Annotated in this window: 16 protein-coding genes; 6 read left to right on the plus strand and 10 right to left on the minus strand. The window is 72.2% G+C overall.

The window, feature by feature from the left end; translation table 11 throughout:
• The first annotated feature begins 8 nt into the window (after positions 1-8).
• On the plus strand, positions 9-533 hold the full coding sequence (locus tag ACIBHX_RS40730; RefSeq protein ID WP_397072861.1) for a hypothetical protein: 525 nt from the start codon (positions 9-11) through the stop codon (positions 531-533).
• 59 nt (positions 534-592) lie between these two features.
• On the opposite strand, the gene ACIBHX_RS40735 is transcribed toward ACIBHX_RS40730, so the two are convergent.
• Positions 593-1,780: an ROK family transcriptional regulator gene (locus ACIBHX_RS40735; RefSeq protein ID WP_397072862.1), complete on the minus strand. Its 1,188-nt coding sequence runs from the start codon at positions 1,778-1,780 to the stop codon at positions 593-595.
• A 142-nt stretch (positions 1,781-1,922) separates the two neighbouring features.
• Between ACIBHX_RS40735 and zwf the strand changes: the two genes are divergently transcribed.
• The 4 genes from zwf to eda are packed head-to-tail and all read left to right on the plus strand — an operon-like array spanning position 1,923 to position 6,883.
• Positions 1,923-3,368, plus strand: a complete 1,446-nt coding sequence (zwf, locus tag ACIBHX_RS40740; RefSeq protein WP_397072864.1) for a glucose-6-phosphate dehydrogenase — start codon at positions 1,923-1,925, stop codon at positions 3,366-3,368.
• A complete protein-coding gene (gene edd, locus ACIBHX_RS40745; protein WP_397072865.1) occupies positions 3,368-5,308 on the plus strand; it encodes a phosphogluconate dehydratase in 1,941 nt (646 codons plus the stop codon). Before zwf ends, edd begins: the two co-directional genes overlap by 1 nt.
• The gene (glk, locus tag ACIBHX_RS40750) at positions 5,305-6,285 is read left to right on the plus strand and encodes a glucokinase (protein WP_397072867.1); all 981 of its coding nucleotides are present in this window, start codon (positions 5,305-5,307) and stop codon (positions 6,283-6,285) included. Before edd ends, glk begins: the two co-directional genes overlap by 4 nt.
• Positions 6,272-6,883, plus strand: a complete 612-nt coding sequence (eda, locus tag ACIBHX_RS40755; RefSeq protein ID WP_397072868.1) for a bifunctional 4-hydroxy-2-oxoglutarate aldolase/2-dehydro-3-deoxy-phosphogluconate aldolase — start codon at positions 6,272-6,274, stop codon at positions 6,881-6,883. The genes glk and eda overlap by 14 nt, the downstream gene beginning before the upstream one ends.
• Positions 6,884-6,892: 9 nt before the next feature.
• Here eda and ACIBHX_RS40760 read toward each other — a convergent pair whose 3' ends face one another.
• The gene (locus ACIBHX_RS40760) at positions 6,893-8,146 is read right to left on the minus strand and encodes an MFS transporter (protein WP_397072870.1); all 1,254 of its coding nucleotides are present in this window, start codon (positions 8,144-8,146) and stop codon (positions 6,893-6,895) included.
• A gap of 147 nt (positions 8,147-8,293) precedes the next feature.
• Between ACIBHX_RS40760 and ACIBHX_RS40765 the strand changes: the two genes are divergently transcribed.
• The gene (locus ACIBHX_RS40765) at positions 8,294-9,964 is read left to right on the plus strand and encodes a serine/threonine-protein kinase (RefSeq protein ID WP_397072872.1); all 1,671 of its coding nucleotides are present in this window, start codon (positions 8,294-8,296) and stop codon (positions 9,962-9,964) included.
• Here ACIBHX_RS40765 and ACIBHX_RS40770 read toward each other — a convergent pair.
• From ACIBHX_RS40770 to ACIBHX_RS40805, 8 genes are all read right to left on the minus strand, one after another.
• Positions 9,961-10,866, minus strand: a complete 906-nt coding sequence (locus tag ACIBHX_RS40770) for a D-isomer specific 2-hydroxyacid dehydrogenase family protein (RefSeq protein ID WP_397072874.1) — start codon at positions 10,864-10,866, stop codon at positions 9,961-9,963. The two genes, ACIBHX_RS40765 and ACIBHX_RS40770, sit on opposite strands and share 4 nt — an antisense overlap.
• Positions 10,863-11,555, minus strand: coding sequence for a FadR/GntR family transcriptional regulator (locus ACIBHX_RS40775; protein ID WP_397072876.1), 693 nt, complete (start codon positions 11,553-11,555; stop codon positions 10,863-10,865). Before ACIBHX_RS40775 ends, ACIBHX_RS40770 begins: the two co-directional genes overlap by 4 nt.
• A 14-nt stretch (positions 11,556-11,569) precedes the next feature.
• Positions 11,570-12,190, minus strand: coding sequence for a bifunctional 4-hydroxy-2-oxoglutarate aldolase/2-dehydro-3-deoxy-phosphogluconate aldolase (locus ACIBHX_RS40780; protein WP_397072878.1), 621 nt, complete (start codon positions 12,188-12,190; stop codon positions 11,570-11,572).
• 7 nt (positions 12,191-12,197) lie between these two features.
• The gene (locus tag ACIBHX_RS40785) at positions 12,198-13,109 is read right to left on the minus strand and encodes a sugar kinase (protein WP_397072880.1); all 912 of its coding nucleotides are present in this window, start codon (positions 13,107-13,109) and stop codon (positions 12,198-12,200) included.
• A 104-nt stretch (positions 13,110-13,213) separates the two neighbouring features.
• Complete coding sequence (locus tag ACIBHX_RS40790) at positions 13,214-14,530, minus strand: MFS transporter (protein WP_397072882.1); 1,317 nt, start codon at positions 14,528-14,530, stop codon at positions 13,214-13,216.
• A gap of 69 nt (positions 14,531-14,599) precedes the next feature.
• On the minus strand, positions 14,600-14,728 hold the full coding sequence (locus tag ACIBHX_RS40795) for a hypothetical protein (protein WP_397072884.1): 129 nt from the start codon (positions 14,726-14,728) through the stop codon (positions 14,600-14,602).
• A gap of 11 nt (positions 14,729-14,739) precedes the next feature.
• A complete protein-coding gene (locus ACIBHX_RS40800) occupies positions 14,740-15,765 on the minus strand; it encodes a LacI family DNA-binding transcriptional regulator (protein ID WP_397072886.1) in 1,026 nt (341 codons plus the stop codon).
• A gap of 5 nt (positions 15,766-15,770) precedes the next feature.
• Entirely contained in the window at positions 15,771-17,219 is a 1,449-nt protein-coding gene (locus ACIBHX_RS40805) for a glycoside hydrolase family 13 protein (protein WP_397072888.1), read from the minus strand.
• Positions 17,220-17,241: the final 22 nt, after the last annotated feature.

Here is a 17,241-nt window from a genome sequence, read left to right on the forward strand (position 1 = left end):
CGACGGTCGTGGGACTGACCGAGCGGCGCCGACGCATCGTGATGGCCGTCAGCGTGCTGCTCGGCACCCTGATGCTGGCCTTCGCCGCGGTTCTGGTCGGTGAGGCGTTCACGGGCACCTCGCTCAACCTGATCGGCATGCCCGGCGCGGATTCGCCGAGCGTTCGCCACTCGGAGGCGGCCGCGATCGAGTCGAAGTCGGGCTCCTCGCCGCGCACGCCTCCCGCGCGCCGCCAGCCGGCCGCGCCGCCTGCCACGGTCAGGCAGCACACGCGGGCGACGCCCAAGTCCGACCAGCCGCAGGGCACCGTCTCGCCCCGTCCGTCCGCCACACCGCACCCGGAGGCCACCTCCCCGCGGCCGGTGGCGGCCGCGCCCATCCCGCCCGGGGGGGTGACGTTCCTGCCCGCGCCGGTGCGCACCGTCAAGGTCCGGCCGCACAGGACTCCCAGCCCGAGCCCGTCGGGGACGCGCCGGCCCAGGACCCCCAAGCCCACGGTCAAGCAGCACGTTCAGCACGAGAGCGACGAGTAACCGCGCCACGGATCCGCTGCTCGCCGTACAGGGCGCGGGCGGGCCGGCGCGGCGCGGAGCTAGATTCCCGCGAGGCGATGTGTGAGGGTCTCGTCCACCGCGTCCGGGGACAGGACGTGGTCGAGGACCATCACCGCGCACCCGGTGATGCCGGCCCCGGCGCCCAGGCGTGACGGCTCGATCCGCAGCCGGCGGGTCGCCAGCGCGGTCGAGCGCCGGTAGACGACCTCCCTGATGCTGGACACCAGCGGCCCGAACGCCTCGGCCATGTCGCCGCCGAGCACGACCACCGACGGGTTGAGGATGTTCACGGCCCCGGCCAGCACCTCGCCGATGCGCCGCCCGGCCTCGCGCACGATCGCCATGGTGCCCGCGTCGCCCGCCCGCACCAGCTTGGTCACGTCGGCGATGGTCTTGACGTCGCGCCCGGCCTCGCGCAGCTCGCGCAGCAGCGCCGTACCGCTGGCGACGGAGTCGACGCAGTCGATGTTGCCGCAGCGGCACAGCACGCCGCCGCCGTCGCGCACGGGGATGTGCCCGATCTCCCCCGCCGCGCCGAGCGCGCCGCGCAGGATCCCGCCGCTGGCGATCACCCCGGCGCCGATCCGCGTGGAGACCTTGACGAACATCAGGTCGCTCAGCTCCGGGTAGACACCGCGGTGCTCTCCGATGGCCAGCACGTTCACGTCGTTGTCGACCAGGACGGGCACGTCGAAGCGCGCCCGGATCAGCGGCGGGATCACCACCCCCGTCCACGAGGCCATCACGCGGGCGCTCTCGGTGCGCCCCTCGGCGAACTCGACGGTGGCGGGCACGCCCATCCCGACGCCGCGCACCATCTCGCGCGGCCGGTCGCCGAGCAGCTCCTCCCAGGTGTCCATGAGCAGCGGCAGGACGACGTCCGGCCCCTCCTCGACGTCGATGGCGAAGTCGCGCCCGTCGATCTCGCGCCCGGCCAGGTCGCAGATCGCCACCCGGGTACGGCTGGCGCCCAGCGCGGCCACCAGCACCACGCCTCCGGCGGCGTTGAACTCGAGCCGGACGGGCGGCCTGCCTCCGGTGGAGGGGGCGTCGGCGCGCTCGACGACCAGGCCACGTTCAAGCAGCTCACCCACGCGCAGCTGAACCGCGGGACGGGACAGGCCGGTCACCCTGCCGAGGTCGGTCCGCGTGACGGCCTCACCCGTGCGAATGAGGCGGAGCACCTCGCCACTGGTGGCGAGGGTCCCGGAGGTACGTCGAGACATCGGCTAAGTGAATCACAGGAGGTTAGGTAATGAAAGGTCGCTACTTTCTTATCTCAAATAGCAAAACTCTGCTTGTGTGAGCACCAAACCCTCGCTAGTGTCCGTTCTGTCCTTGCTTGGTAGATCATCGGAGTTCTCTGCCATGTCCTCCCCCTCCGCGCACGCTGTCGATTTGGTGGTCTTCGGCGGCACAGGCGACCTGTCCATGCGCAAGCTGATCCCCGCCCTGTACCACTGCGACAGGGACGGCCGGCTGGCGCCCGAGTCGCGCATCGTGGCCATGTCCCGCGGCGGCCTGACCGACGCCGACTTCCGCGGCAAGGTGGACGCCGAGGTACGCGACCAGGTGCCCGTTGACGACCCCGAGCTGTGGCGCCGCTTTCTGGGCCGGTTGCACCACGTGTCGGTGGACGTCGGAGGCGAGGACACATCCGGATGGGCCGCGTTGAACGCACTGCTGGGCGGGTTCGAGCAGCGTGACCGGGTGTTCTATCTGGCGAGCCCGCCGATGACGTTCGGGCCGTTCTGCCGTGAGCTGGAGGCCGCCGGGCTGGTGACGCCGCTCTCGCGGGTGGTGCTCGAGAAGCCGCTGGGCCGCGACCTGACCAGCGCGCAGCTCATCAACGACGAAGTGGGCGCCATCTTCGACGAGCGGCAGATCTTCCGCATCGACCACTACCTGGGCAAGGAGACCGTGCAGAACCTGCTCGTGCTCCGCTTCGCCAACGCCTTCCTCGAGCCGATCTGGAACTCGCTGTGGATCGACCACGTGCAGATCACCGTGGCCGAGACCGTGGGCACGCCGGGCAGGCGCGGCTACTACGACCAGGCGGGCGCGCTGCGCGACATGGTGCAGAACCACCTGCTGCAGCTGCTCTGCCTGACCGCGATGGAGCCGCCCGCGCGCAACGACAAAGAGGCCATCCGCGACGAGAAGGTCAAGGTGCTGCAGGCGCTGCGGCAGCTTGACGAGGCCTCCGAGGCCGCCCGGTTCACCGTGCGCGGCCAGTACGACGGCTACCTCGACGAGCCGAGCAGCACGCCGCCGAACGACGCCTCCAAGCGGGTCGAGACGTTCGTCGCGGTCAGGGCCGAGGTCAAGAACTGGCGCTGGGCCGGGGTGCCGTTCTACCTGCGCACCGGCAAGCGGCTGCCGCGCCGTACGTCCGAGATCGTGGTGCAGTTCAAGGACGTGCCGCACTCCATCTTCCCCGGCGGGTCGCCGAACCGGCTGGTGCTGCGGCTGCAGCCGGAGGAGGGCATCCAGCTGCACATCATGGCCAAGGAGCCGGGCGCGGGCGAGGTGGCGCTGAAGCCGGTGCCGCTCAAGCTCAGCTTCGGTGAGACGTTCACCGCGCGGGTGCCCGAGGCCTACGAGCGGCTGCTGAACGACGTGCTGGCCGGCAACCCGACGCTGTTCATGCGCCGCGACGAGGTGGAGGCGGCCTGGCGGTGGATCGATCCGATCCTGGCCGCCTGGGAGGCGTCCGGCGACCTGCCCGAGCCCTACGCCCCCGGTACGGCCGGTCCCACCGGCGCCCACGAACTGCTCGGCCGCAGCGGTCGCGTCTGGCACGAGGAGGCCTGATGAACAACGTCATCCAGGAGATCACCGAGCGGATCGCCGAGCGCAGCGGCGCCAGCCGTACCGCCTACCTCGCGCGGATCCGCCGCGACGGCGAGGCGGCGCACGCCAAGGGCCCGGCCCGCACGCACCTGGGCTGCGCGAACCTGGCGCACGGCTTCGCGGCCGCGCCCGCCGAGGACAAGCAGGCCCTCAGGGTCGTCGGCAGCGCCGCCAAGCCCGGCGTGGCGATCGTGACCAGCTACAACGACATGCTCAGCGCCCACCAGCCGTACGAGACGTACCCGGCCGAGCTGAAGCAGGCCGTGCGCAGGGCGGGCGGCGTGGCGCAGGTCGCGGGCGGCGTGCCCGCCATGTGCGACGGCATCACGCAGGGCCGCCCCGGCATGGAGCTGTCGCTCTACAGCAGGGACGTGATCGCGATGGCCACGGCGATCGCGCTGTCGCACGACATGTTCGACGCCACGCTGCTGCTGGGCGTCTGCGACAAGATCGTGCCGGGCCTGCTGATCGGCGCGCTGCACTTCGGGCACCTGCCGACGATCTTCGTGCCGGCCGGGCCGATGACCTCCGGGCTGCCGAACAAGGTCAAGGCGCGGGCCCGCCAGTCCTTCGCCGAGGGCAAGGTCGGCAGGGAGGAACTGCTCGACGCGGAGGCCAAGTCCTACCACTCCCCCGGCACCTGCACGTTCTACGGCACGGCCAACTCCAACCAGGTGCTGATGGAGGTCATGGGCCTGCACCTGCCGGGCTCGACGTTCGTCAACCCGCACACCGAGCTGCGGCACGCCCTGACCGAGGCGGCCGGCCGGCGCGCGGTGGAGATCACCGCGCACGGCGGCGAGTACACGCCCGTGGGCGAGCTGGTCGACGAGCGGGCCATCGTGAACGCCTGCGTCGCGCTGCTGGCCACCGGCGGGTCGACGAACCACACGATGCACCTGGTCGCCATGGCGGCCGCCGCCGGGATCGTGCTGACCTGGGATGACCTGGCCTGCCTGTCGAAGGTGGTGCCGTCGCTGACCAGGATCTACCCCAACGGCCAGGCCGACGTGAACCACTTCCGCGACGCGGGCGGCATGCAGGTGCTCATCGGCGACCTGCTCGACGAGGGGCTGCTGCACGCCGACGTGCTGACGGTGGCCGGGCGCGGCCTGGACCGCTACCGTGACGCGCCCTGGCTGGAGGACGGGCGGCTGGCCTGGCACCGGGTCAACGGCGGCAGCGCCGACCCGGACGTCCTGCGGCCGGTGTCGGACCCGTTCGCGGCCGACGGAGGCATCCACATGATCTCCGGCAACCTCGGCACCGCGGTGTCCAAGGTGTCGGCTGTCAAGCCGGAGCACCTGGTCATCGAGGCGCCCGCCAAGGTGTTCGACGACCAGCTGGAGCTGCTTGCCGCCTTCGAGGCGGGGACGCTGGACGGCCAGGACTTCGTGGCCGTCATCCGCTACCAGGGGCCGTCGGCCAACGGCATGCCCGAGCTGCACAAGCTCACGCCGCCGCTGGCCGTCCTGCTGGACAGGGGGCAGCGGGTGGCGATCGTCACGGACGGCCGGATGTCGGGTGCGTCGGGCAAGGTGCCGGCCGCCATCCACCTGTCGCCGGAGGCGGCCGACGGCGGGCCGATCGCGCTGGTGCGCGACGGTGACGTGGTCAGGCTCGACTCGGCCGCGGGGACGCTGGAGCTGCTGGTGCCGGCCGAGGAGCTGGCCCGGCGTACCCCCGGCGGGCGGCCGCTGAGCGACGCCGAGTGGGTGGGGACCGGGCGCGAGCTGTTCGCCGCCTTCCGCCGCATGGCCGGGCACGCCGAGCAGGGCGCGGGCATCTTCGGCGTCAGCGGCGCCGAGTCGCCGCATCACGGGCCGGGCCTGGGCTTCGTGGCCGAGGCGGGCTCCTCGCACCTGGAGTCCGGGGTCACGCCCGTGGTGACGGTCAAGTGAGCTCGTTCGCACTGCCCTGGCTCGTCGCCGACATCGGCGGCACCAACGCCCGTTTCGGGCTCGTCACCTCCCCCGGCGCGGCGCCCGAGCGGGTCGCCGTGCTGGCGGGGGCCGATCACGCCACCCTCCCGGAAGCCGTAGCCGCCTATCTCGTGGATCACGCGGGCGGAGTGCGGCCGGGGGCGGCCTGCGTGGCCGTGGCGGGTCCCATCGAGGGCGAGTCCTACCGGCTGACGAACCTGCCCTGGCAGGGTTCGGTACGCGACCTCGGCATCCCGTACGCGGTGCTGCTGAACGACTTCGAGGCGCTGGCCGTGTCGCTGCCGCACCTGTCCGGCGACGACCTGGTCCCGCTCGGCGGCCCCGCGCCCGCGCACGGCGTGAAGGCGGTGCTCGGCCCGGGCACCGGACTGGGCGTGGCCGGGCTGGTGCCGGCCGAGCACGGCTGGACGCCGATCCCCGGTGAGGGCGGCCACGTCACCGTGCCGGTGCTTGAGGCCCGCGAGCTGGAGATCGTGCGTGTGCTGCACGCGCAGGGCCTGACGCACGTGCAGGCCGAGCACGTGCTGTCGGGACCCGGCCTGGTGCGGCTGCACCGCGCGCTGGCCGCCGTCAACGGGGTCGGCGCGCCCGAGGTGACCGCCTCGGACATCGTTTCGCGGCTGGACGACTCGCTGTGCGCCGAGACCGTCGAGGTGTTCTGCGCGATCCTGGGGAGCTTCGCCGGGAACGTCGCGCTGACGCTGGGCGCCCGCGGCGGCGTCTATCTCGGCGGCGGCGTGCTGCCCCGTATCGTGGACCGCGTGCGCGCCAGCGACTTCCGCGCCCGCTTCGAGGCCACCCCCAACCTCACCGACTACCTCTCGGCCATCCCCACGTCCCTGATCGTGGCGCCGCAGCCCGCGCTCACCGGTGCGGCGGCCTGGCTGACTCAAGTGCTGACCCAGCAGACAAGGAAGACCTATGAGCCTGCTTGACCTGGCCCCCGTGATCCCGGTCGTGGTGATCGACGACGCGGCCACCGCCGTGCCGCTGGCCAGGGCGCTCGTCGCCGGCGGCCTGCCGGCCATCGAGGTCACGCTCCGTACGGCCGCCGGCCTGGAGGCCATCGCCCGCATCGCCGCCGAGGTGCCCGACGCCGTGATCGGCGCGGGGACGGTCCGCACGCCCGCGGGCGTGCGGGCGTCGGTGGCGGCGGGCGCGAAGTTCCTGGTCTCCCCCGGCACGACCCCGGCGCTGGTCGACGCGATGACCGCGAGCGGCACACCGTTCCTGCCGGGCGTGGCGACGGCTTCGGAGGCCATGGCGCTGGCCGAGCGGGGCATCACGGAGCTGAAGTTCTTCCCCGCCGAGGCGGCCGGCGGCCTGCCGTATCTGAAGTCCCTGGCCGGGCCGCTGCCGGAGGTGCGCTTCTGCCCGACGGGCGGGGTGCGGCCCGAGACCGCACCCGACTACCTGGCGCTGCCGAACGTCGGCTGCGTGGGCGGCACGTGGCTCACCCCCGCCGACGCGCTGGCCTCCGGCGACTGGGCGCGCATCGAGAAGCTGGCCGCGGAAGCGGCCGCGCTCCGCTAGCGGCCCGGGTTAGCGGCCCAGGGTGGCGGCGCGGATGCCGCGGCGGAACAGGGCCGGCAGGCACAGCACCGTGCCCAGGCCGCCGATCCAGACCGCGCCGCGCAGCCCGGTCAGCTCGATCGCGGCGGAGGCCAGCAGGCTGCCGAGCGCGATGGCGCCCCAGATGAGGAAGCGCTGCACCGAGGCGACCCGGCCGAGCAGTTCCGCCGGCGTCTCGGTGTGCCGCTGCGTGGCCGAGGTCGGCCCGAACGCCCCGTCGCCCACGCCGTGCAGGATGCTGCCCGCCACCAGGCCCAGGGTGCCGAGCAGCCCGCCGTACGAGCCGAACAGCGGCATGAGCACGATGCCACTCACCGACACCGAGGCGGCCACCACCAGCCCGCGCGCGGTGCCGAAGCGGCGGATCAGGCGGGCCGACAGGATGTTCCCGATCGGGAAGCCGGCCGCGGCGGCGCCCACCACGACACCGATGCCCAGCGTCGACAGGCCGAGCACGTCGCGGCCGTAGAGGACCAGGCTCGTCTCGATCATGCTGAGGAACAGCACGTACACGGTGCCGCAGGTCAGCACCGGCTCCAGCAGCGGGTGGCCGATCGCGAAGCGCAGCCCGGCGGCGATGTCCCTGCGCAGCCAGCCGCGCTCGCGCTCGACCGCGGCGGTCCGCTCCTCCTTGTGCCTGATCGACGTCAGCGACAGCACCGAGACCAGGAAGCTGACCGTGTTCGCGGCGACCGCCCCGGCCAGCCCGATCATCGCGATGACGGGGCCCGCCACGATCGGCCCGACGGCCTTCGCGGTCGACTCCGACAGCGCCAGCCGCGTGTTGCCGCGGTGCAGCTCGCGCTCGTCGTGGAACAGCGACGGCAGGTAGGAGGTGTAGGCCACCTGGAAGAACACCACCGCCGATCCGCTCAGCAGCACCAGGCAGAACAGCAGCGGGAACGTCAGCGCGCCGGTCGCGGCCAGCACGAAGATCGAGCCGAACGCGATGATCTGCACGCCGTCGCACACGAGCATCGTCGTCCTGCGTGGCAGCCTGTCCACGATCGCGCCGGCGGGCAGCCCCAGCGGCAGGAACGGCAGGAACAACGCGAACGGCAGCAGCGCCGCCTGCGCGGCCGACGCGCCGAGCAGCGTCACGGCCAGCAGCGGCAGCGCGAGCGTCATGAACTGGTCGCCGAACAGCGAAAGGGACTGCCCGGCCCACAGCAGGGCGAAGTCGCGCCGGGCGGTCGGCACGCGGGGCGTGGTCACGGTGGTCATGGGCCGAGTTTCCGCGCAGGCCAGGATGGCACGCTGGCGGGAATCGGACGCTGCGGCGCGAGGTCCGATTCCCGCCAGGGCCCTCGAGCCGCGTTCCTCCGTTAGAGTCTTGGGGGAAAAGGGCATGCCGCGCGGAGGATCGGTCGGTTGAGGCGGCGGGATGACGACGGTGAGAGGACCACGACGTTGGGGCAGCAGGGGCGCTCCGCCGGTTCGCCGCTGACGCCGGACGACCCGCCGGGTATCGGCTCGTACGAGCTGGTCAGCCGGCTGGGCTCGGGCGGCATGGGCACCGTCTACCTGGCGCGCGGCGGCGACGGCGCGAAGGTCGCGCTCAAGGCGATCCGCCGCGACTACACCGCCGACCCCGTCTACCGGGCGCGCTTCCTGGAAGAGGTGTCCAACGCGCGCAAGGTCGCCTCGTTCTGCACCGCCCGTGTCCTGGACCACGGCGAGGACCAGGGCAGGCTGTACCTCGTCACCGAGTACATCGACGGCATCTCGCTCGAGGACCAGCTGATCGAGCACGGCCCGCTGCCGCCGTCCGTGCTGCACTCGATGGCCGTGGGCGTGGCGGCGGCGCTGACCGCGATCCACGCCGCGGGCCTGGTCCACCGCGATCTCAAGCCGGCCAACGTGATGCTGACGCTGGCGGGGCCGCGGGTGATCGACTTCGGGCTGGCCAGGTCGACGCACGTCAGCGGCGGCCACACGAACGCCGGGATGGTCATGGGCACGCCCGGCTGGATCGCTCCCGAGCAGGTCTTCGAGGGCCGCACGAGCCCTGCGGGCGACGTGTTCGCCTGGGGCTCGCTGGTGGCCTACGCCGGGCTCGGCGGGCATCCGTTCGGCGAGGGCGACGCGTACGTGATGGCGGCCCGCGCCCGCACCGCGCCGCCCGACCTGCGGGGCCTGCCCGCGCCGCTCGACCGCCTGGTCGCCGCGGCCATCCACCCGGACCCCGCGCGCCGGCCGCCGGCCAAGCAGCTGCTGCTCGAGCTCGTGGGCGCCGCCGACGAGCCGGCCGCGCAGCTGGCCGCCACGCGCCACCTCACGAACTCGTGGAACCCGGCCGCGTTCCCGCCTCTCAACACGCAGGTACGGCCGGCCGCCCCGCCGCCCCGCCCGAACCAGACAGGCCAGGGCCCGCTCCCCCCGCCGCCCAGCCAGGCAGGGAAGGGACCGCTTCCAGGTAAGGGACCGCTTCCTCCGCCGCCGAGCCGGACCGTGCAGGCGCCGACTCCGCCGCAGCACCCGAACCAGACCGGTCAGGGACCGCTGCCGCCGCCCGGCGGTCACACGGGCCAGGTGCCGCTGCCGCGGCCGCCCTTCACCCCGCCGAGGCAGAAGCGCAGCGTGCTCGGCGGCTGCGTGACGGCGCTGGTGATCGCGGTGGTGCTGATGCTGTTACTGGTCGCGCTGCTGATCTGGGTCATCCGCTCGCCCGATGCGGTCAGCGCGACGGGCCCGGTGAAGGACGGCAAGCTGACGTTCACGGTGACGAGCACGAAGTGCCCCAAACCCGCCAAGCAGGCCACCCAGCGCTCCTGCCAGATCGCGCTGAAGGTGAGCAACGACGACATCGAGGGCCGCGTGCTCTACCCGGGCCAGCAGAAGCTCCGCGACGAGGACGACGGCCAGTACGCGGCCTCCAAGCTGCTCGACAGGAACGGCGCCGAGATCACGCCGATCAGGATCGGTCCTGGCGAGTCGTTCGTCGGGGCGCTCCAGTTCGACCTGCCCAAGACCGCCAAGGCCGACTCGGTGGAGCTGCACGACTCGGCGCTGAGCGCCGGAGCCCGGGTCAAGCTGGGCTAGAAGCCCTCATCCGGACAGACCCTGCCCTCCAGCGGCGAGCCTGCGCTCAGGTTCCTGACGTTGGCCGTGACACGGTTGGCCAGCCCCCGCCAGTAGCAAGCGCGCGGGTTCGCGGAGTGCGGCGTGATCAGCACGTTGTCGAGATCCCACAGCGGGTGCCCCGCGGGCAGCGGCTCGGGATCGGTGACGTCCAGCGCGGCCCCGCCGATGATGCCGTCGCGCACCGCCTCGACCAGGTCCTCGGTCACGACCAGACCTCCGCGGGCCACGTTGACCAGCCAGGCCTCCGGCCGCATCAGCGCGAACTCGGCCGCGCCCATCATGCCGCGCGTGCCCGGCGTGGCGGCGGCGGACACGACCACATAGTCGGCCCACGGCAGCACCTTGTGGTAGTCGGCCCTGGGCACGACCCGGTCGGCGCCGTCGACGTGGTCGCTGTCGGTGACCGCCATGATCCGGCAGCCGAACGGCTGCAGCAGCCGGATCAGCGCCCGTCCGATGCCGCCGCAGCCGACGATCGCCACCGTGGACCCGGCGAACTCCCTCGAGCGGTTCGGCCCCCACTGCTTGGCTCCCGCGAGCCGGTGCAGGCCGCGGGCGGAGGCGAGCATCACGGCCAGCGCGTGTTCCGCGACGGCCATGCCGTACGAGCCGGTGGCGGCGGTGAAGACCGGGTGGTCGGCGATCACCCCGGCGTCCGCCCAGCGCTCCACGCCGGCGTGCGGCAGTTGCACCCAGCGGATCCGCTTGTGCAGCATCGAGCGGATCTCCTCGGGGTCGTCGCTGCCGTAGTAGACGATGGCCTCCGCCTCCTCCAGCGGGACCAGCTCACCGCCGGCCCGCCGTACGGCGTCCATCAGTACGGGCACAGGTTCGGGTCCGACGTGTACAGCGATATTCACAGCAGGGACTCCACCTCGTGGTCGGCGATTGCCAGCAGGGCGCGGACGCCCGCGGACGCCCCTGCGGCGTCCGCGGCGTCGATGGCGTCGGCCACGAACCGGTGCTGGTCGGCGGCCGCGTGGGACAGACGTTGCGGCAGCAGGGCGAGCTCCTCCCTGGATTCGAGCAGTTCCTGGGTGACCTCGGAGAACTGGGCGAACATGCCGTTGCCCGAAGCGGACAGCAGCACCCGGTGGAAGGCCGCGTCGGCGGCCACGTACCCCTTGCGGTCTCCAGCCGTCGCCGCGGCCCCCATGTCCGCGGCGTGCCGGCGGAGGGCCTGTTTGGCCTGCTCATCCGCGTTGGCCGCGGCGAGCGCGGCGGCCGACACCTCCACGGCCGTGCGCAGCTCCGACAGCTCGCGCAGCTGTTCGGCCCGGTACGGCGAGGCCAGCCGCCACCGGATGACCTGCGGGTCGTACAGGTTCCACGCGCTCAGCGGCAGCACGGTGACGCCGACGCGGGGCCTGCTGGTGACCACCCGCATGGATTCCAGCACGCGCACCGCCTCGCGGGCCACGGTGCGCGAGACGCCGTAGCGCTCCTGGAGGTCCTCCAGCCGGAGGATGCCGCCCTCCGGGATCTGTCTGGCGGCCAGGGCGCGGCCGATGCCGTCGACCACCTGTCCGTGCAAACCCTGCAGTCTCATGTTCCACCTCTCCATCAGCGCGCCGCGGCGAGCCTGTCGAGCAGCGCGGCCACCCGCTCGCCTGCCGCGGCGGCGCCGCCTGACGTCAGTGCCGAGCCCATGCCGCAGGCCACGGCGCCGGCCGCGATCCAGTCCGGCGCGTTGTCGATCGTCACGCCGCCGGTGGGGATCACGGGAGCCTGCGGCAGCGCGGCGCGCACGTCCCGCAGCCAGGCCGGGTCCACCCCGGAGGCGGGGAACAGCTTGAGCCCGTCGGCGCCCTCCTCCAGAGCGCGCACCATCTCGGTCGGCGTGGCGATGCCGGGGAAGACCGGCACGCCGTATCTGTGGCCGGTGCGGATCACGGCGGGGTGCAGGCTGGGCGAGACCAGGAAGCGGGCGCCCGCCTCGATCGCGGCGCGCGCCGCGGCCTCGTCGAGCACGGTGCCCGCCCCGATCAGCGCCTCAGGACGGGACTCGGCGAGCCTGGCCAGCGCGCTCACGGCCCTGGGCGTGGTCAGCGCGACCTCGACGGCGCGCAGCCCGGCGTCGAGCACGGCCTCGGCGGCGGCCACCGCCTCCTCGGGCCGCGCGGCGCGCACGATGCCGAACACGCGCTGGCCGGTAACGGCCGCCACGGTTTCCCAGCGGTACATCCCTCTCCTATCGGTGGACGGTCTCGGCGCCGGCGAACGCGGCCAGCGCCCGCTCCAGCCCCTCCCGGTGCGGCAGTCCGTCGGTGTCGTTGGCGCACTGCACGACCAGCGCCGCCACCGCCGCCGCCTCTCTCATGCAGCTCTCGTACGGCAGGCCGCGCAGCATTCCCGACAGGAACCCCACGGCGAACCCGTCGCCCGCCCCCACGGGGTCGACCGCGGTCACCGGGAACGGCTCCTGCCTGATCCCCTGGCAGCTGGCGGACTTGTCGCGGTGCTTGACCACGAGCAGCGGCCCGGGGCCGGGTTCGCCGAGCAGCTCCAGCTCGTCCTCGCCGGCCAGCACCACGTCGGCCAGGTCCATCAGCGGGGCGACGCGCTCGCGCCACCGGCCGGGCGTGCCGAGCTTGAGCCGGACGTTCGGGTCGAAGCTCACCGTGGCTCCTGCGTCGCGGGCCAGCTCGGCCAGGCGCAGCACGGCCCGGTGCGCGGACTCCGAGAGCATCGCGGTGATGCCGGTGAGGTGCACCAGCCGGGCTCCGGCCACCGACTCGCCTGTGAGCTCGCCGGGACCCAGCCGGGACGCGGCCGACGCGGCCCGGTAGTACTGCACGTCGATGCCGCGCGCCGGGTGGCTGTCGCGCAGCAGCAGCCCCGTCGGCGCGTCCGGGTCGACCACCGCGTGGTCGGTGTCGATGCCGTCGGCCCGCAGCTGAGCCAGAACGGAACGGCCCGCCGGGTCCGCGCCGACGCGGCCCAGCCAGCGCACCCGGTGGCCGAGCCTGGACAGCCCGGCGGCCACGTTGGTCTCGGCGCCCGCGACGGACGCCCGGAACGCGCGGGCGCGCTCCAGCGGGATCCCCGGCTCGGCCACCATGAGCAGCATGGCCTCGCCGCAGACGACAACTTCGGGTGTCACAGGCATACTCCTTAATGATGCTATCAAATGATGATAGATGCCCGTGACGTGACGAGACCGCGGCGCGGAACCGGGGTTCCGCGCCGCGGTGCCGTAGGAGAAGGTCAGACGTAGGCGGCGTGGTCGCCGATGTCGATCTTGGAGCGGTCGGGCAGCGCGAGCGCGGCGAGGAAGCCGATGGCCGCACCGATGATCATGAAGATGGAGATGGCCTGCCACCCGAAGCTGTGCAGCAGCCATACCGCGATCAACGGCGCGGGCCCGCCGGCGATGACCGAGGCCAGCTGGTAGCCGAGCCCGGCCCCGCCGTAACGCAACCCCGTGGGGAAGCTCTCGGCGATGAACGAGGCCTGCGGACCGTATTCCATCGAGTGCTGCACCTGCGTCACCATGATCGTCAGCAGGATGATGATGGCGACTCCGGTGTTGAGCAGCATGTAGTACGGGAACGCGATCACCGCCAGCAGCGCGGCTCCGATCAGGTAGAGCCGCCGGCGGCCGACCCGGTCACTGAGATGGCCGAAGTAAGGGATCGCGAACAGCTCCACCGCGGCCGCGCAGGACACCGCCAGGAACGCGAACGTCTTGGACATCCCGATGTCAGGGGCGGTGATGTAGGTGATGACGAACGTGGTGTACAGGTAGAACGGCATCTGCTCCGAGACTCGCAGCAGCGCGCTGAGGACGACCTCCTTCGGGTGCTTCTTGAGCACTTCGACCACCGGCAGCTTCGCGACCTGCCGGGTCTCCAGCACCTTGGCGAACAGCGGGGTCTCCATCACCCGCAGCCGGACCCACAATCCCACGCCGACCAGCACGAGGCTGGCCAGGAACGGGATGCGCCAGCCCCAGACCTTGAACGCGTCGCCCGCCGAGAAGGCCAGCAGCGACATCATGCCGGTGCCGAGTATCAGCCCGATGGGGACGCCGACCTGCGCCCAGCTGGCCATCAGGCCACGCCTGCGCTGGTCGCCCCACTCCATCGACAGCAGCACCGAGCCGCTCCACTCGCCGCCGACCGCGATGCCCTGCAGGATGCGCAGGACGACGAGCAGGATGGGCGCCCAGACGCCGATCGTGGCGGTGCCGGGCAGCAGGCCGATCAGCGCGCTGGAGACACCCATCATGACCAGCGTGACGATGAGCGTGGCCTTGCGCCCGATGCGGTCGCCCCAGTGGCCGAAGATCGCCGCACCGACGGGCCTGGCCGCGAAGCCGACGGCGTAGGTCGCGAACGCCGACAGTGTTCCCGCGTAGGGCGAGGACTTCGGGAAGAAGACCTGGGCGAAGACGGTCGCCGCGGCCGTGCCGTAGAGGAAGAAGTCATACCATTCGATGGCGGTTCCGACGACGCTGGCCGTGGCCGCCTTCCGGACCTGGGAGCGGTGTTCTTCGGCTGTGAGTCCGCTGGTGTCGCTCATGTTGCGCCTCCCGCTTTCAGCCAGGATTACCCCCAGTTGCGGGGTGCACACAAGAGCGTTGTCAGATCGTTAGAAGGCCCGCTCGAGCAGGGGTTCCTCGGTGATGGGCGCCTCGTGGGTGCCTGGAACGGTGCACGCGTGCGCCCCGGCGACGGCGCCCTTCCTGACGCACGACGCCAGCGGCTCTCCGCGCAGCATGCCGTACAGGGTCACCGGTTGACCAGCGGCCCCGACCCGGTGGAGCCGCGTACCACGAGCTCCGGCTGGAAGATCAGCTCGACGTGCCTGGCCTGGGTGCCGTTGACCTCCTCGAGCAGCGTCTGCACCGCGGCCGAGGCCATCGCGCCGATCGGCTTGCGCACGGTCGTCAGCGGCGGATCGGTGAAGGCGATCAGCGGCGAGTCGTCGAACCCGACCACCGACACCTCGCCCGGCACGGCCAGCCCCTTCTCGCGGCAGGCCCTGATCGCGCCGAGCGCCATCAGGTCGCTGGCGCACACGATGCCGGTGCAGCCGCGCGACAGCAGCTGCGCCGCGGCGGCCTGGCCGCCCTCGACGGAGAACAGCGAGTGCGCGATCAGGTCGTCCACGTCGGCCGCGCCGAGCAGCTGCGCCATGGCCTGCCGGTAGCCCTCGATCTTCCTGATCACCGGGACGAACCTGCGTGGGCCGAGCGCCAGCCCGATCCGCTCGTGGCCGAGGTCGACCAGGTGCTGCACGGCCAGCCGGGCCGACAGCCGGTCGTCGGGCGAGATGAACGGCGCGTCGATGTGCTCGCTGTAGCCGTCGACCAGCACGATCGGCAGGCCGCGGTCGGTGAGGCGGGTGTAGCGGTCCATCCGCGCGGTGGTGTCGGCGTGCAGGCCCGAGACGAACACGATCCCGCAGACGCCCCTGTCGACCAGTAACTCGGTGAACTCGTCCTCCGGCGCGCCGCCCGGCAGCTGGGTGCACAGCACCGGCGTGTAGCCGTGCTGGGTCAGCGCCTTCTCGATGGCCTGCGCGAAGGCGGGGAAGATGGGATTGTCCAGCTCGGGGGTGACCAGGCCCACCAGGCCGTTGCTGCGCTGGCGCAGGCGCGGCGGGCGCTCGTACCCCATCAGATCCAGGGCGGTCATCACCGCCTGCCGGGTGCCCGAGGAGACCCCCGGCTTGCCGTTGAGTACCCGGCTGACGGTGGCCTCGCTCACTCCGGCCTGGGCGGCGATGTCGGCGAGGCGAGCGTGACCGTTCATGGCGATTACTTTACTTTCCACCAGGCCGCTGAATCGGGCGCGCCTGGCGTGTCCGATGCGACCATCAGCTCCCCTTCGATCGCGAAGTCCACGTGCTCGCCGGTCAGGTTGACGGCGCAGACCAGATCGCCCCTGCGGAACAGCAGCGTGCCACCGGGCGAGCCGAGCCACTCCAGGTCCCCCGCGATGCCACGCCTGAGCTCCAGCGCCTTCCTGTAGAGCTCCAGGGTGGAGCCGGGGTCGCCGGTCTCGGCCTCGACACTCTTGTCCGACCAGTCCGCGGGGATCGGGAGCCAGGGATCGGTCCAGCCGAGGTCGCGCGTCCACGGCAGCGGCACGCGGCAGCCGTCGCGGCCGCTGTCCGGGTCGCGCAGCCGCTGCGGGTCCTGGCACACCTCGGCGGGCAGGTCGAGCACCTCGGGCAGACCCAGTTCCTCACCCTGGTAGAGGTAGGCCGAGCCGGGCAGCGCCAGCGTCAGCAGCGCGGCGGCCCGCGCCCTGGCCAGGCTGCCGTAGCGGGTGACGTGCCGCTTGACGTCGTGGTTCGACAGCACCCACGTGGTGGGCGCGCCGACGGAGCCGGAGGTGGCCAGGGACTCGTCGATCGCCCTGCGCAGTTCGCCGGCCTCCCACGGGGCGAACAGGTAGTGGAAGTTGAAGGCCTGATGCAGCTCGTCCGGCCGGATGTAGAGGGCCAGCCGCTCCGGGCTGGGCGCCCACGCCTCGGCCACACCGATCCGCTCGCCGGGGTAGGAGTCGAGGATGCGCCGAAACGAGCGGTGGATGTCGTGCACGGCGTCGTTGTCGAAGTACGGGACCTTCTGGCTGCCGACCATCCGCACCTGGTCGGGGTGGCCGATGTCGGGCAGGTCCGCGGGCTTGACCATGCCGTGCGCCACGTCGACGCGGAAACCGTCGACGCCCAGGTCCAGCCAGAAGCGCAGGATCTGCTCGAACTCCTCGCGGACCACCGGGTTGTCCCAGTTCAGATCGGGCTGCTCAGGCGCGAACAGGTGCAGGTACCACTGCCCGTCCTCGGTCTGCGTCCAGGCGGACCCGCCGAAGATCGACTCCCAGTCGTTCGGCTTGTCACGGAAGATGTAGCGGTCGCGCAGGCCCTGCTGGAACCACGCGTGCCGGTCGGAGGTGTGGTTCGGCACGATGTCCACGATCACCCGGATGCCGAGCCCGTGCGCGTCGTCGACCAGCGCCTTGAAGTCGCCCAGCGTCCCGAACAGCGGATCGACGTCGCGGTAGTCGGCCACGTCGTAGCCGAAGTCGGCCATCGGCGAGGTGTAGAAGGGTGTCAGCCAGATCGCGTCCACGCCCAGGCTCTTCAGGTACGGCAAGCGGTCACGGACCCCGAGCAGGTCGCCGACGCCGTCGCCGTTCCCGTCCGCGAAGCTCCGGACGTACACCTCGTAGATCACGGCGTCACGCCACCAGGCGGTCACATTACCCCCATGAGGTCAACTC

Origin of the sequence: Nonomuraea sp. NPDC050536, assembly GCF_044457685.1 — a bacterium.
Classification (GTDB): Bacteria; Actinomycetota; Actinomycetes; order Streptosporangiales; family Streptosporangiaceae; genus Nonomuraea.